The sequence below is a fragment of the Candidatus Neomarinimicrobiota bacterium genome (assembly GCA_022567655.1).
In the GTDB taxonomy this organism is placed as follows: domain Bacteria; phylum Fidelibacterota; class SORT01; order SORT01; family SORT01; genus JADFGO01.
Genome location: JADFGO010000022.1, coordinates 1 through 26,125 on the forward strand (window position 1 = coordinate 1; position 26,125 = coordinate 26,125).

Sequence of the window (26,125 nt, forward strand, 5' to 3'; positions counted from 1 at the left end):
TGAATGCTATCTTCGGACATGCGCAGAAATTCTCCATCACGGTTTAGCGATATACTAATACCACAGACATCTGATGGTAGATCTGTTTGTGTGGTGCGTCCTATGGCTAGGTAAAGTTCTTGTAAACCTTCTTCGTCTCCTACAAGATAGCCCTCGTCGTCTTGCCACTGGAAGTGTTTCAGCATTTGAATCTCCTCATGATTCTATTCTAGCAAGAATCAAGACAGCCTCGCGTCAACCACCCGCCACCACCAAAGGCACCCCGCCATCAGCCCGTCTGGACATCTTGCCCACGACGCCGGATTTGCCACGACCGCTGGCCACGGAGAGCAGGAACCCCGTTGTACTCACTGATATTAGGACTACAGACAAAAATCGTACAAGACACTTGGCAAGTTCCTTAGTATGAGCTATACTTGTGTAGGCTGCTAAGGGCGGTCACATACATGGGCATTTAACAAAGGAGTATGCCATGAGGAATGCCAAGGAAGAATTTTCAGAGGAAATGGTCGAGCAGTACGCGCGGGCCTATAAAAAGAAGCACGGGAAGGTGCCGTCAAAATCAGGTACTGAATGTCTTCCAGATGGATGGACATGGAATGCGATCAACCAAAGGCTTGGGGGCGGTTTGCGGAAATTTCTGATCGAAAAAGGCATTGCCATTGCCAAGGAACAAATTTCCGAGGAGATCATCGAACTGATTCAAAAAGAAAATCCTGATTGGAAATTATCAGATCCGGTATGCAGCCACTGCATTGATATTTACGAATCCCGGTTCACACTGACCGAATCGCTTTAGTAAAATATTCGAAGAATTGACAAACACGGACAAATTGTTACAAATTGGAAGACTGAAACGGTTTCTATTTGGTCACTGATCCCGGTAAGTGCTGATCTTGTCCCCTAAAGTCGTACAAGTTGTTATGTTACATAATGTAAAATTAACAAAATGGAGCGAGGATCATGCGACCAAGGAAATACACCACAGAGAAGATCATAGTTAAGTTAAGAGAGGCAAAGCAGATGATCTTCGAATACATTGAAGTCTGTTACAACCGTTGGAGGCTTCATTCAATCTTCGGCTACAGGACGCCTTCAGAAATTGGAATCAGAAAAAAGTTACTTAATTTAATGTCCACTTTATTGTAGTAAGGTCAGAGCGGAATTGAATTGAAAACATATACGACAAATTCAATGTTGAATGCAGAGCGCAAGCAAACCGAAAATGAATTATATCTACTTCAAGCAATAACTGAATCCATTAGTGACGTTGATAATTTTCTTTCTGCTTTAAAGGTCACGTTAAAACAAGTATGTAAGATTATAGGCTGGGATTATGGCGAATCATGGATTCCCAATTCCGATGATACAATGCTTGAATACGGTCCTGTCTGGTATGGCGGTAACTCCAACGATTTTAAGATTTTTTACGAGGCGTCTGAAAAATTAACCTTTTCTCGCAACAAAGGTTTACCCGGCAGAGTGTGGTCAAAGAAAAAGTATGAGTGGATGAAAGATGTTTCAAAAGCTTCGGTCAAAATCTTTCTTAGATCAAAGATAGTATTGAAAGCCGGTCTTAAAACAGGATTTGGTGTTCCTATCGTCGCGAACAATAAGGTATTAGCGGTTCTTGTGTTCTTTAAGTTTGAATCTCTCAAACAAAATAAGAGGGAAGTCGTAACTGTGTCAGCCATTGCCTCCCAATTGGGTACGGTATTTCGCCATAAACAAGCTGAAGAAATGTTAATTAAATCAGAGCAAAAATACAGGAATTTATTTGAAAAATCGGGGGATGCGATCCTGATCATAGAAAACGGATATTTTGTCGACTGCAATCAAGCAATGGTCAATATGCTCTGTTATAAGAACAAAGAGGAGCTGTTAAAAACTCATCCTTCAAAATTATCACCGGAAAAACAACCCGATGGAAGAGCCTCATTTGAAAAAGCGAATGAAATGATGAAAACTGCCTTACAAAAAGGCACTCACAGGTTTGAATGGGACCATAAAAAAGCGGATGGAGAGATATTTCCGGTCGAAGTGCTCTTGACTGCCATTAGCGTGGAGGGGGGGAATGAAATCCTGCATACCGTATGGAGAGATATTACCGAACGAAAGGAGGCGGAGGAAAAATTAATAAAGGAGAAAACATATCAAAAAGTATTACTTGAAAGCGCCCCGGAAGCAAATGCGGTTTTAGATAACAAAGCGAAAATAACTGATATTAATCGGGAATTTACTCGCTTGTTCGGATATAAATTTGAAGAAATTAAGGGGCTGCCCATCAATGATGTAGTAATGCCTGAGGATTTAATGGATGAAGGGGAATCCTATACAAAGAGAGCGCAAGATGGTGAACGAATATATGCCGAAAGTAAACGAAAACGTAAAGACGGAACTCTTGTGGAGATATCCCTGTTGGGGGCTCCGATTTTCGACACTGATGGCAAACAGATAGGGACTTATGCTATATACAGAGATTTGACAGAATCTCATAAATTCCAAAAACTCTTAAGTGAAAGGGAAAAACGACTTGAACTTATTTTAAACACTGCGGCGAATGCGATCATTACGATAAACGATAAAGGGATAATTGAAACATTCAATAAATCTGCCGTTAAAACTTTCGGATATACGGAGGGGGAGATAATCGGGAAAAACGTAAAAATACTGATGGAGGAGCCGGATAAGAGTAAGCATGACACCTACATCAATAAATATATGCGAACGGGAGAATCTAAGATTGGCTCAAGTAGCAGAGAAGTGGTTGGTAAGAGGAAAAACGGTGAAACCTTTCCCGCGGAACTTTTTATGCACAGGGTAAATTTGGATGGCGAAACTGTTTTCGTCGGTCTTTTAAAGGATATTACTAAACGCAAAAAATTTCAAGCCGAAAGAGAACGATTGACACAAAATCTTGAGCAGGCACGAAGAATGGAATCTCTCGGATTGCTTGCCGGTGGAGTGGCGCACGATCTGAATAACATCATAGGACCGATAATGGCTTATCCTGATCTGATACTCGCCGGCTTACCCGAAAACACACCGCTGAAAGAGGATTTGGATGCTATCAGTTCGGCAGCCCAGCGCGCTTCTAATGTTATCTCAGACCTTTTGGCACTCGCCCGTAGGGGAGATTATTCAATGAAACCCCTTTACTTGAGTGAATTGATAGATTCATTCATCGACTCTCTTGAATTCAAAGAAATTCAGAAACGTTTTAAAAACGTAGCTATTAAGGTTAACATGCCGGAGACTATCGAACCTATAATGGGGTCAGGCACGCATCTGTATAAATTAATTTTGAATTTGGTAAATAATGCCTTCGAATCGATGGAGGCTCAAGGTGAATTAATAATTTCGATTACAAACAAATATTTGGGCAGTGGAGTTATCGCCGATGAGAAATTCAAAGAGGGTAATTTTGTTGTATTGACAATAAGAGATGAAGGTAACGGAATAAAGCAAGAAGATCTGGTAAGAATATTCGAACCGTTTTTTACAAAGAAAGTAAAATCTGACAGAACGGGAAGCGGATTAGGTCTGTCCGTTGTCTATAACGTGATAAAGGACCACAATGCTTTTATAGATGTGGAGAGTGAATTAGGAGTGGGTACAAAGTTCCTGGTTTATTTTCCGGTGACAGTGGAAACGGTTATACGTGAAACCGATTTGATAGATGAATATAAGGGTTCGGGAAGTATTTTGGTCGTTGATGATAAGAAGAGTCAGCGACAAATGGCTGAAAAGATACTGTCTTCGCTGGGATATACCGTAGCCACAGCTGATAACGGTCTTGATGCCGTAAAGTATATTAAAAGGAATAAAGTTGACCTCGTGATGCTGGATATGATCTTAGAGGATGGAATAGACGGGTTGGATACGTTTAAAGAAATAATCAAGATTAATTCCCGTCAGAAAGTGATTATCGTAAGCGGTTTCAGCGAAACTGAAAGAGTTCAGGAAGCGATAACTCTCGGAGTTGAGAGGTATATAAAAAAGCCCTATACTTTAAAGGTAATAGGAAAAACGTTGGCAGAAGTCCTCAATAATTAATAGAAATAAGTTATTTCTAATATTAATTAAAAATTCAATAAATGTAAAATAGGAAGCAATTTCTTATGTCTGAAGCAGAGACAAAATTATTTTCCTCGGTATAAATTTGATGTTGTAAGTTGTCTGTTTACTTTCGAACTTCATTCGGGGGATATCAAATGAAGAATAAGATTACTGAGACATAATGGCTTGGTAAGCATATCAAAGAGTTTAAAATAAATGCTCCCTTAATAGCGGCAAGTCATAAGCCCGGACAGTTTGTCATAGTCAGAATATCCGAACCGGGTGAAAAAATACCATTGACCATATCGAAAAGTAATTCTAAAAAAGGTATCATAAATTTATGTGTTCAGGCTGTCGGACTCACAACGAAAGAATTGGTTTCTTTCGAATAAGGTTACCATCTGCTTGACGTTGTTGGTCCCTTAGGAAAACCAACCCTTATAGGCAGTCCGAAGAATGTTATCTGTATCGCGGGAGGGGTAGGCAAATATGTCAAGAAGCTGTACACCTTGGAAACGTTAGGTAATGCAGCAAGGAAAGAGCTGAATAAAAAGGAGTGAATAAATTATGACGGCATTTGGTCTCAATTGGTCTGTAGTGGTCTACAGAACGGCCTGCCAGACATAAGTCAGGCTGGCAATCAGATGGCATTGATTCCTGTAAGTCCCTGAGTAACAAAGGCAACCGCGGTCTTCAAAACCGTTGTCCCGCCGTAAGGCGGGAGGTGAGTTCGATTCTCAGACATTCCCGCTATAGGTGGAAGCTGAGTTCTTCCAGAGGAACTTATTCGGAGCCCTGACCGCTGCTGTCTCCGCCTGACTAACAATTAATTATACACACACCTTTTTTGACTGCGACACACCGAGAGCTGCAATCGATCGAAATTCCACTGATTGCAAGTTCATAGCTTTGTTAGTATATTGCGTTCTACAAATATATTGATAAGGGGGTCGTTTGAAAGCATTCAAAGGCGTTGATTTCTATATCGTCGATGATCTTTTCAGCGAAGAAGATCGTCTGATCAGGGACAGCGTCCGCTCGTTCGTGAGCGAGAAGGTTTTACCTGAGATTACCGCTTATTACCGTGAAGGAAAATTCCCCACCAAATTTATTAAGCCGATGGCGGAGTTGGGACTTCTCGGAGTCAACCTGCCGCAGGAGTATGGTTGTACAGGTTCTAACAACATTGTTTACGGTCTCGTATGCCGGGAGTTGGAACGTGGTGATTCGGGGATCAGGAGTTTCGTAAGCGTACAAGGATCGCTCGTAATGTGGCCGATTTTCAAATTCGGAAGCGAAGAACAAAAGAAGAAGTGGCTGCCGCTTATGGCGCAGGGAAAAGCAGTAGGCTGTTTCGGATTAACGGAATCCGATCATGGCTCAAACCCCATGGGAATGACCACAACTGCTAAACTTGATGGAAATGAATGGGTTCTTAGCGGGTCAAAGATGTGGATAACCAATGGTTCAATAGCGGATGTGGCAGTTGTGTGGGCTAAGACCAATGAGGGCATAAAGGAAACGTGCGCCCGATACCCTATGTAACTCCCGAAATGATGGATCAACAGTTCTTCATCATAATTTGAGATATACCAGCCGAATCCGTAACCGTAACGGTGAAATTTATAAAAGTCTCTATCCAGGTCAATTTGACTTTTATGTGCTTTTGCCATCAATTCTTCCGGAAAGATCCGTTTGCCATTTAGCGTTCCACCGTTCAAATTTACTTTCAGCCAATTGATCATATCTTTCGCAGTTGTATAATGCCCGCCGGCTGCGTGCATCACGTTATTTTTCTTTATAAAAGATAATTTCTTTGTTTCGCCCATCCATCCATGAGGTTTAGCGTAGCTTCCGGCTGTGACTTTATTCATATCCGATGTTGTATTTATCATATTAAGCGGATCAAGTACCTCTTCTCTAACGACCTGCTTCCATGGTTTACCTGTCACATTTTCGATTATTATGCCACTCATGACGTAGCCCAGATTATCGTAGCTGAATTGCTTTTCTGTAGGAGAACTTTCCTTCAATATATTTATCAAAGTTGTATTATCATGCTCTCCGGAGTAAGCGGTCCTGAACGTTACAGGACCATTCTCAAATCCCAAATTATGAGTCAGTAGATCTTTAACGCTTACAGTTTCAGCGGAGAGGGCGGAATTGAATTTCAATGTAGTTAAATACTTGCTTATCGGCGAGAAGGAGCATAGTCAATGCGGTGAACGATTTAGTTGAAGACGCAATATAAAACTTGGTATCCTGATTCACTTCTAACTTAGTCTCAATATCGGCATATCCAAATGATTTCAGATAAACAACTTTGTCGTTTTTAACCACTGCGATGCTCATTCCAGGAATTACATCGGTTTCTGATAAAAACTCCGATATCACACTGTCAAATTCATCAGTGAGCGGAGTGGAGACGTAACTGACATCCCGGGACATATTCCCGGTAGTCATTTTAGGTGTATCCGGATTATCGGAAGTGCTGCAGCTCGTTGTGATAATCAGTGCTGATATGAATATTGTATTCAAGATCCTTGATTGAATCATTTGCTGTTCTCCTTTTCATTTTGATTATTCAAGTATAATTACAGGATATCTATTTATAATGTGACAAGAACATTCGAAGAAATGTTGCAAAAAAATACTGGAACCACCAATGTGAAATTTGTAAGCGTTGGTTTTCTTCGAACAGGCGGTGAAGTGAATCACAAATTTCACTCATTTTCTAATTGTCTCTTGAGAAATTGAAGTTGTTGGCCGATTCTAAGTCCTTCCATGGGGATTTCATAGGATTCTAGGTGGGGAAGGAGAAAATGTCGATAGCGTTCTCCAGCCAAGATAACGAAATGATCCTTTTGTAAATCTGTGTATCCATGAAGCTTTTTAACTACCATCTCAGCCCAGTCTTCTCTTTCAGAAGTCTTCATCTCACTCAAAGTAATGTCATAAGGCTCAATTTCCTCATCGAGAGCGATCAGTCCGTATTTAGCTGATAAAATAAATATCGCATCAGGTTTGAGTTTCCGGGCAAATTGTAAACTAAGTTTGAATAGTGTACTTGTATACATCCCCTCTGCCGGAGATTTAACTGAGCGTTTCTTGCTTACACAGGATAAAAGGATTATATTGTTCAATAAAGAAATGTCCTCCCTCGCGGGCAGTTTTCAGACACAAACCCCCTGCCGGCAAAAAAGTATATAGACAATTAACAATGTCTTTAACTAAAGACCATTTTCGAACAGTATTTTATAAAATGGCATCTGGTTTGGTTTCGTGTTGAATAAGAAAGTCTGGAAACTTTTAGTCACTCCTTCTCCAATATTTGATACATTCATAATTGTTGTTTTCAAGAGTCCATTTTCGTGTATTATGTATAGTAGGCTAAATTTGCAATTCACCAGTAAACTCTTGTGTATTAACCGTTACAGAGTACGCCCGCCAGGAATCGAACCTGGGACCAATGGCTTAAAAGGCCACTGCTCTACCAACTGAGCTACGGGCGCATATTCCAACAGAAAAATATATCTTCATTTCCGATTAGTGGCAAGCGAAACTTGTTGAAAGACCCGCAAAATCTGCATAAATTTGCATCCTAACAGGTGCGATGTACTGCCGGCAAAATTTTAGGATGATAAAGCGAGATTGCTCCAAAGGAGTCTCTTCGAGACTTCGTCGTCCGCCGGCTGGCGGACTCCTCGCCAGTCCGGCGACTGACGGGCAATGACAAGAGAGTGTATTAAAAGATTTTAAGTTGAATAAAGTTTGAATAAGAAAGAAGCTGAGAAACGGATCGAATCGCTTCGGCGGGAGTTAGAGGGGCATAATTATAAGTATTATGTTCTTGACGAGCCTGAAATTTCTGATGCTGAGTATGACGTTCTCTTTCGACAATTGGAAAAAATCGAGGAGGAATATCCTGAATTAGTCACTCCCGAATCGCCTACTCAACGAGTCGGCGCTGAACCATCAAAAGAGTTCGGCAGCGTAACCCACACGATCCCACTTTTAAGTCTTCAAAACGCTATGGATGAAGACGGGCTGAAGGAATTTGACGCAAGCATAAAACGATTCCTCGACTCGGAGGATGAAATAGAATACGTGGCAGAGCCGAAATTAGACGGGCTTGCCGTCGAGCTCGTATATGAGAACGGTGTGTTCGTTTCAGGTTCCACGCGTGGTGACGGAGTAACGGGGGAGGATATAACACCGAATCTTCGGACTGTCAAATCAATACCGCTTCGTCTGAGAGAGGGGAAAATAAAAATTCCGCCTTTATTAGAAGTAAGGGGAGAGGTTTTTCTGTCCATTAATTCATTCAAGGAACTGAACAGGGCACAGGCGGAAAGAGAGGAAAAACTTTTCGCAAATCCGCGTAACGCAGCCGCGGGTTCGCTCCGTCAACTCGACCCGAAGATTACTGCAACCCGACCGCTTTCCATATTGTGTTACGGGATAGGGGCAGCTGAAGGGTTTAGTCCGGACAGTCATTGGGCGACGCTAAACGGATTAAAAGAATTGGGATTTCCGGTGACTATTCACGGCAGTGTTTGCAGCGGTATTGAAGAGGCGATCAGATATTTCAGGAAGATGGAAAAGAAGAGGGAGTCACTTACGTTTGAAGTTGACGGTATCGTTTTGAAAGTAAACGATTTGAATATCCAGGGCGAATTGGGAGAACGCGCGAGAAGTCCCCGCTGGGCAATCGCCGGAAAGTTCAAACCGCTTCAGGAAACGACGTTGGTGAACTCTATCAGCGTTCAGGTGGGACGTACCGGGGCGTTGACTCCGGTAGCTGAATTGGAGCCGGTTAAGGTCGGCGGCGTAATAGTAAAACGGGCAACGCTCCATAACCAGGATGAAATAGACAGGAAAGACGTTCGCGCAGGGGACACGGTGATAATCCAACGCGCCGGAGACGTGATACCGGAGGTCGTGAGCGTAATCAAATCGAAAAGGAGAAAAGGAACGAAGCGGTACAAAATTCCTGTTAAATGTCCCGTTTGCGGAGCCGACGTAAAGAGACTGCCGGGAGAGGCGGTTCATTCGTGCCAGAACCCGTCCTGCCCGGCGCAGCTCAGAGAATCGATAAAGCACTTCGCGAGTAAGGGGGCGATGGACATCGACGGGTTGGGCGATAAACTCGTCGAGTCGCTTGTTGACAATGGGACGGTAAAAAACGTTGCCGACCTTTATTCTCTATCTTTGGAACAACTCGCATCACTTGAAAGGATGGCGGAGATATCTGGGCAGAACATCCTGAACGCACTGGAGAAAAGCAAGGAGACAACCCTCGGGCGGTTTCTATATGCGCTCGGGATACGACATGTCGGAGAGCAAACGGCGAAGCTTCTTGCTCAGAAGTATGGGAACATTGGAAAAGTAAGAAACTCTGACGTTGAAACTCTTGAACGTATAGAGGGTGTAGGACCTATTGTCGCTGAGAGCGTCAGCAATTTTTTTCATGAGAAGAAGAACAATGAAACGATCGAGAAGCTGATCGCACATGGAATAAAAATCGGAAGTGAATCCGCGGGCAGCTCGAACGTTCTTGCCGGATTAACGTTTGTAATTACCGGAACGCTTCAAAAAATGACAAGACGCGACGCCAAAGGGTTGATCGAATCAGCGGGGGGAAGGGCTTCATCTTCCGTAAGCAATAAAACAGACTACCTGGTTGCCGGAGAAAACGCAGGCTCGAAACTCTCAAAAGCGGAAGAATTAGGAGTAACCGTAATTTCGGAAGAGGAACTTTTAGAGCTATTAGGAAAAAAATAAATACACCGAATTTGTGATCGGCTCTCATAAACCTATTATACTTGTCTGGGAGTATTGACGCGGCTTATCATAAAAGGCTGAATGATTAAAGATCAGAGAATTATAGATTGGACGATTCAGATTATTTAAAAAACATCGGAGTCGGGAAGAAGGTACTCGTCATAGATGATGATAAGTACGCCCGCTCAATCTCGAAGAAGGTCCTCGGTGAATACGGTTATGAGGTCAGTGCCGTAGAAGATGGGATTGAAGGGATTAAAGTCATGGTCGATTTTCAGCCTGATCTCGTTATCCTTGATCTGATGATGCCTGTTATCAGCGGATTTGATGTCCTGAAAAAAATGAAGGACATAAAGGAACTGAAAGATATTCCCGTTCTGATGGTATCCGCACATTCAGAAATTGATCAGGTCAAAATAGCGCTTTCTTTGGGAGCGATAGAATATATCGTTAAACCGATAAAGCCGATGGTTCTGGTCGAAAGGGTGGTTCGGGCGCTTCAGGGTGACTTGCTTACGAGCAGCAAGGAAGAAAGAATCGTTAAACCGCTTGACGGCAAAACACACTTATTGCTTTTGTCCAGGAATATTTCATTTCAGGAAGAAATAAGATCAGGATTACCACAGGAATATAAGATAAAAGTTGTGAGCACAATAGACGAGATCCCTGAATATTATGAATCTTCGTTCTCCGAGTTCATTCTTGCCGATGAAGGGAGCTTAGAAATTCCAAGCGCTTCAAGGTTAAGCAGCACGGTCAAAGCAATAGACAGTTCCGGCTTAATAAAACCCTATCTTTATTTTTGGTCGGATATCGATCAGGAAACTATAGACGAGTATATTAAGCAAGGCCTGGAGTCATGTATAAAAAGACCGGAAAAACCTGAAGAGTTAGCGGGCCTTTTTAATGAGACCTTTGAAGTAAATTTAGTTGAGGTTATTTCAGCTGATGGTGACGTCACCATACTCAAGAGAAAACCGGTCGATACAGCTGCGGCAGGGAGAGAGACAACAAAGCTTGTGAAAGAATTGAGCGAGAGCGGTAAGAAAATATTTATCATAGACCTTTCCGTACTCGATGAAATAAAATTGGAGGAGCTTCAGCATCTGGCAAAGTTCAGTAATTTCCAAACGAAGCTCGGAATCAGCGTCAGCTTTGTCATGAGCTCGAAGCGAGTGCAAAAGTCGTTTCTGGATTTTGTTGAGACGGTGAACGTATCGATCTTCGCATCCGTGGAATCGGCGTTAAAGGCGATTTCATGAGTAGCCTAAATGTGGATTGTTAAGCGAGTTACCGGGTGCGTAATCAGAGATTATGATTCATTGAACCGATTTTCAGAATAGAGAAAATCGAGCGGTTGTTCAGTTTAAATCATGCTTGACAAAAGAAAGAGGGCTACTTATATTCGTTTGCTCAAATTGAGGAGTATGAAAGGATTTTTACTGAAATTGTTGCAAGGTTTATTCTAAAGTCGTTGTTTCATAAACAAAACGTTAACCGTTAGTCAGGTTCTATAAATATGACAGAAAACCGGGGAACTGATTCACATTCCGGGAACGGCTCAGCCGCTCCGACCGGGATCGGCAGCTGGGTTGATTTCGCAAAATTATTCATAACACCCTTCCTTATAGCGGCAGCAGCAATCGGCATGTTTTTTTTCTTCACGTTTTTCTTTACGGATTCCAAAGACAGATACGATTATCTTGAGAGCATCAAGATCGGCGGACCGAGCAACAGATGGCACGCAGCATTTATGCTGTCAGGGATTATCCGATCGGATCAAGGTAAGCCGGTTGAAGACCGTTTCTTAGCCGAGCTGCTCAGCATTTATAAGAACGCAAAAAATGACGACCCGCGAATCAGAAGATATTTAACTTTGGCGCTCGGACATCTGAAGGACCCGAGGAGCGCTCAGAGCTTGCGGGAAGCTACCAATGATGCGGACGACGAGACGAGATTATACGCGCTCTGGTCGCTGGGTAAACTCGGATATCCGGAAGTCCACAGGGAGGTAGTGCCGTTTTTAAGCGATCCGGATCCCGGGATGAGGAAGCTGGCGGCGCATTTGCTGGGCTCCATGAGAAGCGAAGAGACTCTGAACGGTTTAAGGCTGGCGCTTTCGGACCCTGTAGATGACGTAAAATGGAACGCCGCGCTTAGTCTGGCTAAATTAGGGGACGGCTCGGGGATCGAAGTACTCTCATTGATGCTCGACAGGGAGTACCTCGGCAAGCATCAATCGATGGATGACCTTTTAAAGGAGAATACTATCCGGTCTGCGCTGATTGCCGTAGGCAATCTTAACGCCCGGAGTTTAAAAGAAAGGCTTGAGGTGATCAGGGCGTCGGATCCAAGTATGAAAGTTCGCCAGGCGGCGATTGAAGCTTTGGAAATGTTTGATGGGAACGGATAACCATTCGCGGAGTTGAGTGAAAATGGCTGAAGATGTAACAACAGGGGAAAACGGAAACCAAAACGAACCGGAAGCAGTGAAAGACCAGGTAGAAGCTGCTGAAGTAAAAGAACCTAAAACACCTCCAAAAAGACAGGTCGACAGAAGAAGTTTCTTTTCATGGTTAGGGTTGGCGTGGATATCGTTTACGGCTGCAACTCTCGGAATTCTGGCAGCTATGGGCAGATTATTTTTTCCGAACGTGCTTTTCGAACCTCCTTTAACCTTTAAGGCAGGATTTCCGAAGGATTATGTAATCGGCGCTGTTGACGAACGGTTTAAAGAATCGTTCGGCGTATGGCTCGTGCGAAATTTGGAGGGGATATACGCGCTCAGCACGGTTTGCACTCATTTGGGCTGCACTCCAAACTGGCTCGCCGCCGAAGGGAAATTCAAGTGTCCGTGTCACGGAAGCGGGTTTTACAACACAGGGATCAATTTCGAAGGACCCGCACCCAGACCATTGGAACGCTTCCGGATTACACTGGCAGAAGACGGACAAATCCTCGTGGATAAAAACCAGAAATACCAATATGAAAAAGGACAGTGGAACGATCCGGACAGTTTCCTGAAAGTTTAGTCCTCGATGCGAAAGGAACAACTGAAAAATGGCAGATGAAAAAACGGAGCAGGAAAGCATAGAAGAGGAGCCTAAAGAAGCTCCAAAAAAGAAGAAAAAAAGTATCTGGAACCAACTTGTCGATTCACAGGTCGCCAAGTCGTATTTCAGAACCGGAATTCCCAGAACAAGGCGGACGAGATTGCTCGTTGTACTCAATTCTGTCTGGTTACATCTGCATCCTGCGAGGACCGGCAGACATGCAGTCAGACTGCGTTATACGTGGTGCATGGGGGGGATCACCTTCTTCCTCTTCATGATACTTACGGTCACCGGGATACTTTTGATGTTCTATTACAGGCCTACGGTAGAGTACGCATATATGGATATAATAGATTTACGTGAGCAGGTTCCTCTCGGGATAATGCGAGAGCTTCATAGATGGACGGCGCACTTGATGGTCATCACGGTCTGGCTTCATATGTTCAGGGTGTTTATGACCGGCTCGTACAAACCCCCGCGCGAGTTTAACTGGGCTGTCGGAGTTATTTTACTGGTTCTGACCCTTCTCCTTAGTTTTACGGGATATCTGCTTCCCTGGGATCAGCTGGCGATTTGGGCTGTAACCGTCGGAACCAACATGGCGCGCGCGACACCCTTTATAGGGCATGAAGGTCCGGGCTCCGCATTGCTTCAGATAGGAGACATAGCTCTTGTTCATGCGGGGAGCGATATACGGTTTGCGCTGCTCGGCGGACGGTTCGTTGGAGAAGCGACACTTTTGAGATTTTACGTGCTTCATTGTGTAGCACTGCCGTTTGTCGCGATCCTTCTCATGTCGCTCCACTTTTTCCGAATAAGAAAAGACGGTAACTTGTCAGGACCGATGTAATGAAGGGAGCTATGGTTTTATGAAAGAATTTATCAATATTATCTCAGACCCGCCGATTCTTTTCACGCTGCTGGTGATACTGCTCGCCTTAAGTCTCAAGTATCCACGAGTTTTCTGGTCGGTGAAATCTATGGTGATAGTTGGCGTCACCTCTGTTCTCTTTTTCGTGCTAAGCTTGACGGATGAAAACTTCAGGCTTATCGTGACAAAGCCGGACAACATACCTATAGTCGGGCTTATCTTTATAGTCCTCTTTTTCACATGGGTTGCGATGTACCAGGCGGTGCGAAACGATAAACGCATAGAGGAAGGCAAGCCGGTATCGGAAGCGGAAGTCGATCCAAAGAGGGTGATAGTCTGGCCCGATCTTGTATATATAGAGCTTATAGCGCTATCTCTCGTGCTCATTCTTCTTATCGGTTGGTCGGTGTTCGTGCAGGCGCCGTTAGAGCAGCCTGCGAATCCGGCGAACTCTCCCAACCCCTCGAAAGCTCCCTGGTATTTTCTCGGCTTGCAGGAGCTGCTCGTCTATTTCGATCCATGGATAGCCGGAGTTCTTCTGCCGGGTCTCGCTGTAGTGGGGTTGATAGCTATTCCGTACATAGACAAAAACAAGAAGGGAAACGGGTATTATTCCTTCGCCGAAAGGAAGATGGCGATTTCCATTTTCCTCTTCGGGTGGTTGTTACTTTGGATTTTGTTAATAGTCATAGGCACCTTTTTAAGAGGACCGAACTGGAACTTTTTCGGGCCTTATGAGTATTGGGACGTCCATAAACTCGAGCCCTTAGTAAACATCAACCTTTCCGAGATAATCTACATTAAGTGGTTCGGAACAGGACTTCCGGGCAACTGGTTCCTCAGAGAGATCTTCGGTATCGGATTGATTTTAGTTTATTTTTTTGTAACGCCTGTGATTCTGACCAAAAAATGGTTTGGCAGTCTTTATGAGAAACTGGGAATCGGCAGGTACGCTATTTTTATTTCACTGCTGCTGCTTATGATCAGTTTTCCGATAAAAATGTATCTGAGATGGTTGTTCAACTTGAAGTATCTTGTCGCTATACCTGAGTTTTTCTTCAATATTTAGAGAGGAGTCAGTGCTTGGCTAAACTAAAAGACGACGCTCAATACCTTTATAATGTTCCACGCCTGAATATAATTTTCGCCCTGACGAGCGTAGCTCTTATGATTTCTGTTTTTGTGATGGTAGCCGATGACTATATCAGGGAGTGGCGAGACTATCAACGCGAATTCCGCCAGATCGAAATAGAAAAAACCGAAGCAGAACTGGCTATGAACATCGCCGCGATTGATACGACAGAGTTGAAGGAATTAGAGGAAAGGATCAGCATTGCAAAAGATCAGGTAGCTGAAAAAGAAGACGAAATTAAACCTACAAAATTGGCGCTAAGATTGTTGGAGGTAGAAAGATATAAAATAGATCAGAAAAATCGTTTCGCCAAATCCGAGTACGATGCGGTCAAATACAGATATGAAATTCGGATGGAAAAGAATCTCGAAGAAGAAGCCGCTGAGTACAGGGAACTCATGAATGAACTAAACTCTGATATGGACACTTATTCGTCTCAACTCGAAATTAACTCACTTGAGATATCCAACGCTAAGTCTATAATCGACAGCATCTCCGCTGAGTCAAAAAGCGCAGAAGATGAATTAGCCGAGCTTATGGGAGATGTAAAAAAAGCTGAGCTCCTTCTCGCCCAAATAGGTCCGAGTTTCGCCAACGACTATTTCCGGAATATGCCGATGCTGGACTTTATCAACCCGTCTGAAAAAGTGATACAGGTTGTAATTCCGGACCTCCATGAGGATTTGAATTTTCTTACGGTTCCTCGAGTCGATAGATGCCAGACTTGCCATCTCGCTATCGATAAATCCGGTTTTGAGGAAGCTGCCCAGCCATACAGAACACATCCGGAGCTTGATCTGTACGTGGATAAAAACTCTCCCCATCCTCTATCCGATTTCGGCTGTACCGCCTGTCATGGAGGACTTGGTAGAAGTGTGACGTTTACGGATACTCATCACACGCCTAAAGACGACGAACAGAAAAAAGAGTGGATAGAAAAGTACGGATGGAAAGAGCCGCATTACTGGGATTTTCCGATGTATCGGGCGAACTTGATCGAAGCGTCATGCTTTAAATGCCACAATAAACAGGCAGAAGTAGTGGGAGCGGAAGTATTAAACGCAGGTGTCAATCTGATAAAAAGACTCGGTTGCTTTGGTTGTCACAAAATTGATGGGTTCAATGATTTGAGGAAAGTAGGACCCGACCTGCGCAAGCTCTCTTCTAAGGTCTCAAAAGAGTGGACTTATAAATGGGTTAAGAATCCCAAGCATTTTCAAAGTAAAACGAGAATGCCGAAATTTTTCGGATTGCTGAATACAAGCACTGATGAAGATCTGATTTCGAATGACGTTCAGGTTCTGGCAATTGTCGATTATCTGTTCGCGAATTCTGAGACGGAAAACTACAGTCGAGTGCCGGGACGGGGAAACGCCGGGAGAGGAAAGTGGCTGGTTGAGAACCTGGGTTGTTTCGGATGTCACAAATTAGGCGATACGGACGATATGGATAACGATGGGCTCGTCAGCAGACGTGAATTCGGACCGAATCTTGACGGTTTGGGAAGCAAAGTGAATGAACGATGGCTCTTCAACTGGCTGAAAGACCCGAAAAAATATTTCCCCGATACAGTTATGCCTCGTATGAGATTAACGGATAGAGAAGCTGCTGATATCACGGCGCACCTTATATCATTGAACAACACGGAATACGACCAGTCTCCTCCTCCAGCGGAAAACGCAGATGTGCTTGACGATTTGACGCACGAATATCTGAAGAGAAATATGATGCGCTCAGAGGCGGATGACAAACTCACTTCAATGACCGCTGATGAAAAATCTGAGTTTCTCGGAAGGAGGTTGATTGGCAGGTACGGTTGTTTCGGATGTCATGAAATTTCAGGTTTTGAGGACGCCCAGCTGATAGGAACGGAACTGACGGAAGAGGGTTCAAAACTCGTTACGAGGTTTGATTTCGGTCTTGTTGACATCGAGCATCGCAAAGAAGAATGGATTTTCAATAAGCTCAAGACTCCGCGGCTGTTCGACCAGGGTAAGGTCAAAAACTTCGACGAAAAGCTCAAAATGCCTAATTTCGGCTTCTCGGACGATGAAGCAAATGCTGTTCTTACGGCGATCATGGGCTTTACCAAAGAGAATATCGCTTCCACGAAGATGAGAAATCTCGACAGTCACGAGCTCAAGGTTCACGAAGGATTAAAACTGATTCAGGAACGCAACTGCCGGGGTTGCCACGTGATAGATGGTTTGGGAGGTTCAATAACGTCCGTTTTGAACGAAATTTTGATGAGAGAAGGATACACGGAGGAAGAAGCCGTAGCGTTTTCTCCGCCTTCACTGGACGGCGAGGGAGAAAAGGTTCAGCCTGACTGGCTCTTTAGATTCGTAAAAGAACCGACGGAAATCCGTCCCTGGATGAAAGTAAGGATGCCGACTTTCTACCTGTCTGACGAGGATGCCCTGACTATCGAGCAGTATTTCACTCATGCTTCGAAACAGAAGTTTCCATACCGCTATCTGGATAAAGAACCACTGCGCGGCAGTACCCTAAGAGCAGCGAGACTCCTCGTGTCAGCAGATTATTTCGCCTGTTTCTCATGCCACCAACAGGGAGCAAAAAAACCGGAAGGACCGATCACCGATTGGGCTCCCGATTTAGCGCTCGCAAAAGCACGACTTCGACCCGAGTGGATTCCGAAATGGCTCAGGAACCCGAGTCTGATACAACCGGGTACTAAGATGCCGACGTTCTTCGATCCGGAGTACTACGATGAATCAGGACCGGACGACATACTCGATGGGGACGAGGATAAACAAATTGAAGTTATAACCGATTATATATTACAATTAGGGGGATAAGAGATATCCCGGAAAAATTAGGGAGAATATCAATGAAAACTGTTCGTTTCATAACGCTGACACTGCTCATTCTGACACCCGCGGTGATGCTATTCGGTCAATATACACCGGGCAGCGTTTCCGGCGGAGGCACGATATCAGGAAGCGTGACGTTCGATGGAAAACCACCGGTGATGAAAGCTCTCAAGATAGAGAAAGACGCTAAAGTATGTGCCGTCCATCCAAAATATCGTGAAGATGTAGTCGTCGGTTCAAAGGGTGGATTGAAAAACGTTGTAGTTTATATCGACGGTATCAAGAGTGGAAAGGCATGGGCGGAGAAATTCATACTCGATCAGAACGGATGCTGGTTTGACCCGCATGTTATCATAGTCGGAGTTGGAAAAAAATTGAGCATACTCAACAGCGATGGAATACTTCACAATATTCATACTTACAGTACGATAAATCCGTCGATCAACAAGGCACAGCCGAAGTTCAAGAAAAGAATATCGGCAAAATTCGCTAAACCGGAGTTCATAAAACTCCGGTGTGACGTGCACGCATGGATGAAGGGATGGATAGTGTCAGCCGCAAATCCGTATTATGTTGTAACCGATGAATCGGGTAATTTCAGCATTTCGGACGTTCCGGCGGGGACATACACGCTGAAGTACTGGCACGAGACGCTCGGGGAGCAATCTATGGAACTGACCGTAACCGCAGGTGGAGTCACGAAGTCGGATGCAAAATTTTCTCCGGCTTGATAATGTTTCATCAGGCCTGTATATCTGTATATTAAGACAAAGGCACGCTAATGGCTGAGATTGAAGAAAAGATAAAACCGGCGAAAAAACCGAAGAAACCGCGCCCTATAGCATGGGTGGACTGGGACGGCTGTACAGGCTGTGAGGTCTGTATCGCTTTCTGTCCCGTGGATTGTATGTACCTTGCCGATAGTCCGGAATCTGTAATTCCGGGGCATGCGCAGATAATTGTTGTCGATTACGAAGAATGTATCGGATGTACTATCTGCGTGGTAGAATGTCCATGGGATACGATCGAGATGATCATGAAGGAGGAGGTTGCGGAAAGGGAAGAAGCCACAAATCAAGGGGATATTGCGTTCGGTAAGGTGGAGACGCGGTTTTTCGGCTGACCTGTCGTAGAATCATTATTTAAGGGCGGGAACTATCCCGCCCTTTTTTGTGTGGCAGTCAGGACTTGTCCTGACTGCCAAGTGATACCCGGAGCGGTCAGGTCAAGACCTGACTCGCACCGAACTCTACGTATTGAAAGTTAATCGCCTTGACTAAGTACCAGTATTATGTTAATATCAGATTCAAATTCGGGGTGTAGCGCAGTCCGGTTAGCGCACCTGCTTTGGGAGCAGGGGGTCGTAGGTTCGAATCCTATCACCCCGACTAGATGGAGTGCGGGTTGGGGCTTGCCCCGACCGCACATGAATATTATGTCATGTGAATAGGGGGATCGTCCCGCCGGAAGCGGGAAATCCCGCCACCCCGACTAAACTCCAAAGACATGAATTTTGTGATTATTTGATTTTAACCCGATAAGGGAAATCAGAATGGCAGATGTAATATTAAAAGATGTAACAAAGATATTTGACAAAGATGTCTATGCAGTGAGAGACTTTAATATTGAAATTTCCGATGGTGAGTTTGTGGTGTTGGTCGGTCCTTCCGGTTGTGGAAAATCCACAGTATTACGCATGATTGCCGGATTAGAGGAAGCAACAACCGGGGATATCTACATTGAAGATAAACTTGTGAACTATGTTGCGCCGAAAGAAAGAGATATCGCTATGGTATTTCAGAACTACGCCCTCTATCCTCACATGAGTGTATTTGACAACATTTCATTTGGACTGAAGTTAAGAAAAGTTGAATCAAAGGAGATTGAGAAGAGAGTTAATGAAGCAGCTGACATTCTTGGAATTAGCCACTTAATGCACAGAAAACCGAAGGCGTTATCCGGAGGTGAAAGACAGAGAGTTGCCCTCGGAAGGTCAATAGTACGCCAACCGAAGGTTTTTTTATTCGATGAACCGCTGTCAAATCTTGATGCTAAACTCCGTGTGGAATTGCGTACCGAAATTTCCAAACTGCACAACAGATTAAAGACTACTATGATCTACGTGACTCATGATCAGGTCGAGGCAATGACCTTAGGTGACAAGATTGTAATTATGAGGGATGGAGTAATCCAACAGAATGGTACTCCGGTTAATCTTTATGATTATCCGGTGAATAAATTTGTAGCCGGATTTATCGGCAGCCCATCTATGAATTTTATCTCCGGTCAAGTCGAAGACATTCAAGGACTGGTATTTAACAAAGGATCGCTGAGTTTTCAAATCGATACCGGGGCTGAGGATAAACTGAAGGATTTCGTCGGTAAAGAAATTATTTTTGGAATACGTCCGGAAGATATTTCTATCTCCGGCGAGGAAGAGGGAATTCCAATGGTAGTGGAGATCCTGGAAATGATGGGGAACGAGATTTATCTCTATTTGACGATGGACCAAAACACCATAATAGCCAGAGTTCCGCCAGATACCAAAGTGGAGGAGGGACAAAAAGTTGACGTGATCTTTGATTTCTCAAAGGTACATTATTTTGAACCTGACTCCCAAAAAAGAATATAGAGCCGCAGCAATGAGAAAATGCTAATTCATCAGCTCTATTCGCATGGAATTATGCAAATAGGTCATCATAGCCTGTTTTCACCGTTAGTGCATTATATTTTACTTGATTATGAATGGGAATTTACTTAATTACTAGAATTATATTTTCGAGAGACTAAGTATGATACTGTGTCCTTCAAATAGCCGGAGTCCTTTGGCGATACTTGTGTTGCTTGTTTCGTTTTTTGCTGCAATTCATAGCTCTCCATTAATTGCCGGAACCACCGGAAAGATTTCCGGTTCCATTCAGGACATTTCTACCGGTGATCCCCTTATTGGAGCAAACATTATCATTGTCGGCACTTCTTTGGGAGCAGCGGCTGATAATAAGGGTCAATTCGTTATCCTGAACATTCCGCCTGGTGTTTATAGCGTTAAAGGATCTATGATCGGTCACACACCGGTAATATATTCAGAGGTTAAGGTTTCAGCCGACTTCACAACCAAACTTGATTTTCAATTACGGCAAGCCGGGTTAGAGCTCCAGGAAGTTACCGTTACGGCGAAGAATCCGATCGTAAGGAAAGACCTGACGTCTTCTCTTTCCATCGTGGGAGCCGAACAGCTGAAGGAAATACCCGTTGAAGAATTTAGTGACGTTTTAGCGCTTCAGGCGGGAATTGTTGTCGGTTCGGACGGCGAAATTCACATCAGGGGAGGACGGTCAAGCGAGGTCGCATATTTAGTAGACGGTCTTTCAGTGACAGACCCGTTTTCCGGGAATATCGCTATTGAGATAGAGAACAATTCCATTCAAGAGTTACAGGTGATCAGCGGTCCTTTCAACGCCGAGTACGGGCAGGCTATGTCCGGGGTCATTGACGTCGTAATTAAAGAAGGCGGTGATAAACTCAGGGGCAATCTCTCTTTTTATACGGGAGATTACGTAAGCTCGGACGATGGAACGTTTATGAATATTGATAATATAAACGGAACGGATATATCTAATATCCAGATAAGTATCGATGGTCCGCTCAAATTCTTGGGCAATAAGTTTTCATTCTTTCTTACAGGGAGAATTATTAACAACGAAGGCTGGTTATACGGACAGAGAAGGTTTATGCCTTCTGACGTTTCAAGTTTTGCAAATTGGAATGTGAGAGTCGATGATATTGGAGCAGATTCAGTTGCAAACAGTGGAGATTTTGGCGAAGGTGACGGCAGCGCAACACCGGGGGAACCCAATGTATACGTAGAAGAGACCGGTGATGGCGCTTTTGTGTCGATGAACCCATTGGAGAAACTGAGTACAGCAGGAAAACTTACATATCGAATTTCCCCATCAATAAGGATCTCATATGGTTTTTTTGTGGACAGGGTAGATTTTCGTGATTATTCTCACTTGTTTAAGCTTAATCCGGACGGTGATTTTAAACAGTTCAACCGCGGGCATTCCCAATCGCTGATTTTCAACCACACATTAAGCTCGAGGACATTTTATACGGTTAAATTTGCCAGTACATTTTTCGATTACAAAAAATACGTTTTTAAAGATCCCCTTGATTCCGGATATGTAGACCCTAAACGTCTGATAGATAACGCCAGTAATGCTTTCCGGACTGGTGGAACGGAAATGTGGCAAACCAGGCGAAACACCGAATCAATTCAAGGGAAGATAGATTTGACAAGTCAGATTAATAACTCACACTTAGTAAAAGGTGGTTTTGAATTCAGAAGGCACACTTTATTTTTCCATGAGTTCGAGATAATTGCTAAAAGAGATGATGCGAATATCGAAATAAGACCTTTCGAACCGGCCATCCCCATATCCGGGTCCATCGTAAATAATCGTTATCGGCATAGTCCTACTGAAGCAGCGGCATACATTCAGGACAAAATGGAATTCGAAGATTTAATTGTTAATATAGGCTTGAGATATGATTATTTTAATTCATCCGCTAAAGCTCCAATAGACTTGAGAGACCCGGACAATGCAAGGTATTTTGTGGTTTTTTCTCCCCTCGACGGTTTCACTACCCTGGTGAGAGAAAATGAATATGTATCGGATTTAGGCGAGATCACGGATACTGTCAATGTCCGTGGAAACAAATGGGTAAATAATTATAGAAACTCCGGAGCTGTGCAATCACTGAGTCCGAGAATTGGCGTATCTTATCCAATAACCGACAGGGGTGTTATACATTTTTCATATGGCCATTTTTCTCAGATTCCTACCTTCGAGCATCTATATATCAACTCTGAATTTGAAGTATTCAGCGGGAGCTTAACTTCTACGATGGGTAACGCGGAGCTTAAGCCGCAACGCACGGTGATCTATGAAATTGGTCTTCAGCAGCAGCTCTCGGATAACATCGGTATTGACATAACAGGTTTTTATAAAGATATGGAACATCTCCTGGGAATGGAGATAATCACTACCTATACTCAGGACTTCTACGCCCGTTTCATCAATCGGGATTACGGGAACGTAGGAGGCATAACCCTGGCTCTGGAGAAAAGGAGGTCGAACTACCTCTCCGCTTCAGTTGACTATACTTTCCAATTAGCCGAAGGAAACGCTTCGGACCCGATGCAGGTGTTCAACGACGCTAAAAGTAATAAGGAGAGTGAGATTCAAGTGATCCTGTTGGACTGGGATCAAACACACACGCTGAATTTTAACTTTACTCTAAGTCAACCCGGCAGCTGGGGGATGAGTCTTGTAGGAAGATTGGGCAGTGGGTTTCCATATACTCCCAGGCTTCAAAATGCTTCTTCGTCTTTTGTGAACAGCGAAAGGAAGCCAACACAGTATACATTCGACTTTAAAATGCATAAGGATTTAGAACTCGCAGGCGCGAAATATTCCGTTTTTATCAAACTATTCAATATATTGGATCGTAAAAACGAAGTGTTTGTGTATTCAGACACAGGAAGAGCCGGTTATACTATTCGACCGCGGACAAGCGTAAAGGGAGTCAATACTCTGGATGATTTTCGGAACAGGCCTGATTTTTATTCCGAACCAAGGCGAATAATACTCGGCGCTTCGATTGGATTTTGAGGTAGAGTCGAAATCTATGGCAATGGAAAAATTCTATATCATCATGAGGTGCTTTGTTTGAAGAATCTGACCGCCGTAATATTGTTCATCATCCTCTCTGTCAATTTCGCCAATTCTCAGGAGCCTCGCGGAGATCCGGCTTGGAAAAAGCAAGGTATTATGGACGGAAATCTGGTGCGGACGATTTTCTTGAATCACGGCGAAGTAGCACTATGGCCGTTTCAACCTTCCGGTGAATGGCCGAAAGGGAGCGGTCATTCATATCTCGACGGCGTAGCTCCCTGGGTATCTGCCGAAGTAGTGGATATCCATGGTGAGACAGTTCATCCCTTAGAAACCAATTACAGGGAATTTGTCGATAGAGAGCCCGTAACGGGGAAGGTGTGGGGCTTCCAGCCTGTACCGGGATACGTAAATCTGGATCAGGATTCTCCCGCCATGAGCAACGACCCATTTTCCTGGCCCAGGCGCTGGCCTGACCAGCCGGACTGGTTTGACAGAGAAACTTTGCAACCATTCTGGAATGGTTTTTTCGGAATGGGCGTCGAGAATGCTGACTTGGAAACATATTTTGTAATGGATGATGCCTCGGATAAGGAGTATGATTTTTTCCCCGATCCCGATGACCCGACACGAGGCGGTCTTGGGCTCCGGGTAGAAGTGAGGGGATTTCAGTGGTCATCCGTTCTTGCCGAAGATGTCATATTCTGGTTATACGATATAAAAAATGACGCCGCTACCGATTATGAAAAGGCATTATTCGGGATGTACATCGATTTTGGAATCGGAGGCACGAGAGATGGCGATGACGATCAGGGTGAATTTGATCCGATATTAGATATAACGTTTGCCTGGGACCGTGATGGCGTTGGAGATACCGGCTGGAGCCCGGTCGGCGTGGCTGGTTATGCCTTCCTCGAAAGCCCGGGAAAGGGGGACGTGTTTCTTTATGATGAGTTCGGTGAGCTTGTGGAGATGATACCGGGAGACGGCGTCGACAATGACGAAGACGGTCTTATAGATGAAAGCAGAAGCAGTCCGCGAGGTGAATTCGTTTTCGGTTCAGTAGGAATTTATAATGACGGTAAGCCCAAATGGCACTGGGAAGGCGATGAGGATGGAGATTGGGATGGTTTTACCGATTTAAATGGAAACGGTGTGTGGGATAAAGGAGAACCTTTGAATGACGATCTCGGCGCTGACGGTGTCGGACCGCTCGACGAACAGTATTCGGGTCCCGATATAGGAGAGGGTGACGGATTCCCAACGGATGGCGAACCTGAGTATAATGAAACCGACAAGGACGAGTCCGACCAAATCGGTTTATCCGCCGTTAAATTATTTAATGTACATCAGTTCGACCTGAGAATGGACGAACAAATATGGAATATCATGGCGTTTGGTGCATTCGACCCTCAGGAATTTGATGTAAATTTAGCGGCGTTATACTCCTCGGGACCATTTCCATTGGAAGCCGGACAGACGGAACGCTTTTCAATGGCTTTACTTTTCGGTGAAGACAGGGAGGACATTTTAAGAACAAAGCAAATCGTTCAAAAAATCTATAACGCCGACTATAACTTCGCCAAGCCGCCGAATAAGCCTCATTTGACTGCCGTTCCCGGTGACCGGCAGGTAACGCTTTATTGGGATAGAAGAGCGGAAACCAGCTTCGACCGGTTTCTCGGCGAATTCGATTTCGAGGGGTATAAGATTTATAGAAGCACGGACCCGGCATTTTTAGAAACGAAGATAATTACGAACGCATTTGGCATCAAAACATTTCGAAAGGCTATTTTCCAGTGTGATTTGATCAATTATGACCCGGACTCGCTCTGGTGGGTGAAAGGAACTCACCCGACTGATATTAATGGTATCCAATTTGATATGGGTGATGATACGGGGCTGGTTCATACGTGGACCGACACAACGGTTCAGAACGGACAAACATATTATTATGCGGTAGTCCCATATGACCGTGGTTTTCCTCCTCCCATTCAAGGGGGCGAAGGGTTGCCGCCTACCGAAAGCACATCGATTATTAGTATCGACAACCTGGGTAACGTAACGAAAACGGATGTGAATACTGCCGTAGTGATTCCCAATGCTCCTGCCGGCGGTTACAGAATGCCGGAATTGAAGGAAATTATACATATAGAAGGCCCCGGAACGGGTATTGTCACAATTGAAATAATTGACCGTTTGAAAATAAAGGAAAATCATACCTACCAAATAGAATTTCATCACGACGGTTTCTTTGAGACAACTGACTACTCTGTTTTTGACGTGACCGGGAACAAGAAGGTCAATCTGATTGCAAACAGTCCCTACGTATCCGTTGATTCTTTTTTAATTGATCCTATTAGACGCAAATATGAGGTAGTGCCTCAGGATGGCGACGTTTTTGAGGGATTGAGGATATCAGTTTTTAATGATGTAATCGCGATTGATAAAGACGCTTCCGGTTGGAAAGAAGGAAGCCAGAGCAATCTTTCACACAGCGTTAGTGTAAAAAATCCCGATGGCGTCCCATATCCTGCAAACTACGAGATCCGCTTCTCCGAGGATTCGGTGGCTACTTCGACAAACGGTAAACCGGCAAAGTTTTCCGTATGGAACGTCACAGAGGAAAAACCCAGCAGCTTCTTCTTTAAGGATCTAAACGGAGATGGATTTCCCGACCCCGATGGCTCGGAAAAAATTTACTTTTGGGAAGT

The 26,125-nt window shown here is 44.2% G+C and carries 17 protein-coding genes, 3 tRNA genes and 1 pseudogene; 18 read left to right on the forward strand and 3 right to left on the reverse strand.

What is annotated here, in order from left to right:
* Positions 1–472: 472 nt before the first annotated feature.
* From IID12_03805 to IID12_03825, 5 genes and pseudogenes are all read left to right on the forward strand, one after another.
* Positions 473–799: a hypothetical protein gene (locus IID12_03805; GenBank protein ID MCH8288218.1), complete on the forward strand. Its 327-nt coding sequence runs from the start codon at positions 473–475 to the stop codon at positions 797–799.
* A 212-nt stretch (positions 800–1,011) separates the two neighbouring features.
* A pseudogene (locus IID12_03810) lies at positions 1,012–1,149 on the forward strand (IS3 family transposase).
* Between the two features lie 21 nt (positions 1,150–1,170).
* Positions 1,171–4,056 (forward strand): PAS domain S-box protein, encoded by a 2,886-nt coding sequence (locus IID12_03815; GenBank protein ID MCH8288219.1) that lies wholly within the window; start codon positions 1,171–1,173, stop codon positions 4,054–4,056.
* A 634-nt stretch (positions 4,057–4,690) separates the two neighbouring features.
* A tRNA-OTHER gene (locus tag IID12_03820) sits at positions 4,691–4,812 on the forward strand.
* Between the two features lie 201 nt (positions 4,813–5,013).
* The gene (locus IID12_03825) at positions 5,014–5,604 is read left to right on the forward strand and encodes an acyl-CoA dehydrogenase family protein (protein MCH8288220.1); all 591 of its coding nucleotides are present in this window, start codon (positions 5,014–5,016) and stop codon (positions 5,602–5,604) included.
* Positions 5,605–6,204: 600 nt separating this feature from the next.
* Here the strand turns inward: IID12_03825 and IID12_03830 are convergent.
* The 3 genes from IID12_03830 to IID12_03840 all read right to left on the reverse strand — a co-directional run bounded on the left by IID12_03830 (position 6,205) and on the right by IID12_03840 (position 7,571).
* The gene (locus IID12_03830; protein ID MCH8288221.1) at positions 6,205–6,522 is read right to left on the reverse strand and encodes a beta-lactamase family protein; all 318 of its coding nucleotides are present in this window, start codon (positions 6,520–6,522) and stop codon (positions 6,205–6,207) included.
* A gap of 260 nt (positions 6,523–6,782) precedes the next feature.
* The gene (locus tag IID12_03835; protein ID MCH8288222.1) at positions 6,783–7,193 is read right to left on the reverse strand and encodes a hypothetical protein; all 411 of its coding nucleotides are present in this window, start codon (positions 7,191–7,193) and stop codon (positions 6,783–6,785) included.
* A 305-nt stretch (positions 7,194–7,498) separates the two neighbouring features.
* Positions 7,499–7,571 (reverse strand) — tRNA-Lys (locus IID12_03840).
* A 259-nt stretch (positions 7,572–7,830) separates the two neighbouring features.
* Here IID12_03840 and ligA point away from each other — a divergent pair.
* From ligA to IID12_03905, 13 genes are all read left to right on the forward strand, one after another.
* Complete coding sequence (gene ligA, locus IID12_03845; protein ID MCH8288223.1) at positions 7,831–9,843, forward strand: NAD-dependent DNA ligase LigA; 2,013 nt, start codon at positions 7,831–7,833, stop codon at positions 9,841–9,843.
* Between the two features lie 107 nt (positions 9,844–9,950).
* Positions 9,951–11,105, forward strand: a complete 1,155-nt coding sequence (locus tag IID12_03850; protein MCH8288224.1) for a response regulator — start codon at positions 9,951–9,953, stop codon at positions 11,103–11,105.
* 257 nt (positions 11,106–11,362) lie between these two features.
* Positions 11,363–12,256: a HEAT repeat domain-containing protein gene (locus IID12_03855; protein ID MCH8288225.1), complete on the forward strand. Its 894-nt coding sequence runs from the start codon at positions 11,363–11,365 to the stop codon at positions 12,254–12,256.
* A gap of 22 nt (positions 12,257–12,278) precedes the next feature.
* Positions 12,279–12,875 (forward strand): ubiquinol-cytochrome c reductase iron-sulfur subunit, encoded by a 597-nt coding sequence (locus IID12_03860; GenBank protein MCH8288226.1) that lies wholly within the window; start codon positions 12,279–12,281, stop codon positions 12,873–12,875.
* A gap of 28 nt (positions 12,876–12,903) precedes the next feature.
* A complete protein-coding gene (locus tag IID12_03865; protein ID MCH8288227.1) occupies positions 12,904–13,746 on the forward strand; it encodes a cytochrome b N-terminal domain-containing protein in 843 nt (280 codons plus the stop codon).
* A 130-nt stretch (positions 13,747–13,876) separates the two neighbouring features.
* Positions 13,877–14,836: a cytochrome C gene (locus IID12_03870; GenBank protein ID MCH8288228.1), complete on the forward strand. Its 960-nt coding sequence runs from the start codon at positions 13,877–13,879 to the stop codon at positions 14,834–14,836.
* A gap of 14 nt (positions 14,837–14,850) precedes the next feature.
* Entirely contained in the window at positions 14,851–17,718 is a 2,868-nt protein-coding gene (locus tag IID12_03875) for a c-type cytochrome (protein MCH8288229.1), read from the forward strand.
* Between the two features lie 32 nt (positions 17,719–17,750).
* A complete protein-coding gene (locus IID12_03880) occupies positions 17,751–18,464 on the forward strand; it encodes a hypothetical protein (protein MCH8288230.1) in 714 nt (237 codons plus the stop codon).
* A 50-nt stretch (positions 18,465–18,514) separates the two neighbouring features.
* Complete coding sequence (locus IID12_03885) at positions 18,515–18,856, forward strand: 4Fe-4S dicluster domain-containing protein (GenBank protein ID MCH8288231.1); 342 nt, start codon at positions 18,515–18,517, stop codon at positions 18,854–18,856.
* A 190-nt stretch (positions 18,857–19,046) separates the two neighbouring features.
* Positions 19,047–19,121: transfer RNA gene (locus IID12_03890), tRNA-Pro, on the forward strand.
* Between the two features lie 164 nt (positions 19,122–19,285).
* The gene (gene ugpC / locus IID12_03895) at positions 19,286–20,365 is read left to right on the forward strand and encodes a sn-glycerol-3-phosphate ABC transporter ATP-binding protein UgpC (protein ID MCH8288232.1); all 1,080 of its coding nucleotides are present in this window, start codon (positions 19,286–19,288) and stop codon (positions 20,363–20,365) included.
* Between the two features lie 193 nt (positions 20,366–20,558).
* Positions 20,559–23,408, forward strand: coding sequence for a carboxypeptidase-like regulatory domain-containing protein (locus IID12_03900; protein ID MCH8288233.1), 2,850 nt, complete (start codon positions 20,559–20,561; stop codon positions 23,406–23,408).
* A gap of 57 nt (positions 23,409–23,465) precedes the next feature.
* The coding region (locus IID12_03905; protein MCH8288234.1) for a hypothetical protein at positions 23,466–26,125 on the forward strand (2,660 nt) is incomplete at its 3' end.

Bases quoted from the DNA above. Each gene is read 5' to 3' on its own strand.
- IID12_03805 (MCH8288218.1), top strand. From the start codon at position 473: ATGAGGAATGCCAAGGAAGAATTTTCAGAGGAAATGGTCGAGCAGTAC.
- IID12_03830 (MCH8288221.1), bottom strand. From the start codon at position 6,522: ATGACTACCGGGAATATGTCCCGGGATGTCAGTTACGTCTCCACTCCG.
- IID12_03855 (MCH8288225.1), top strand. From the start codon at position 11,363: ATGACAGAAAACCGGGGAACTGATTCACATTCCGGGAACGGCTCAGCC.
- IID12_03860 (MCH8288226.1), top strand. From the start codon at position 12,279: ATGGCTGAAGATGTAACAACAGGGGAAAACGGAAACCAAAACGAACCG.
- IID12_03865 (MCH8288227.1), top strand. From the start codon at position 12,904: ATGGCAGATGAAAAAACGGAGCAGGAAAGCATAGAAGAGGAGCCTAAA.
- IID12_03870 (MCH8288228.1), top strand. From the start codon at position 13,877: ATGGTGATAGTTGGCGTCACCTCTGTTCTCTTTTTCGTGCTAAGCTTG.
- IID12_03880 (MCH8288230.1), top strand. From the start codon at position 17,751: ATGAAAACTGTTCGTTTCATAACGCTGACACTGCTCATTCTGACACCC.
- IID12_03885 (MCH8288231.1), top strand. From the start codon at position 18,515: ATGGCTGAGATTGAAGAAAAGATAAAACCGGCGAAAAAACCGAAGAAA.
- ugpC (MCH8288232.1), top strand. From the start codon at position 19,286: ATGGCAGATGTAATATTAAAAGATGTAACAAAGATATTTGACAAAGAT.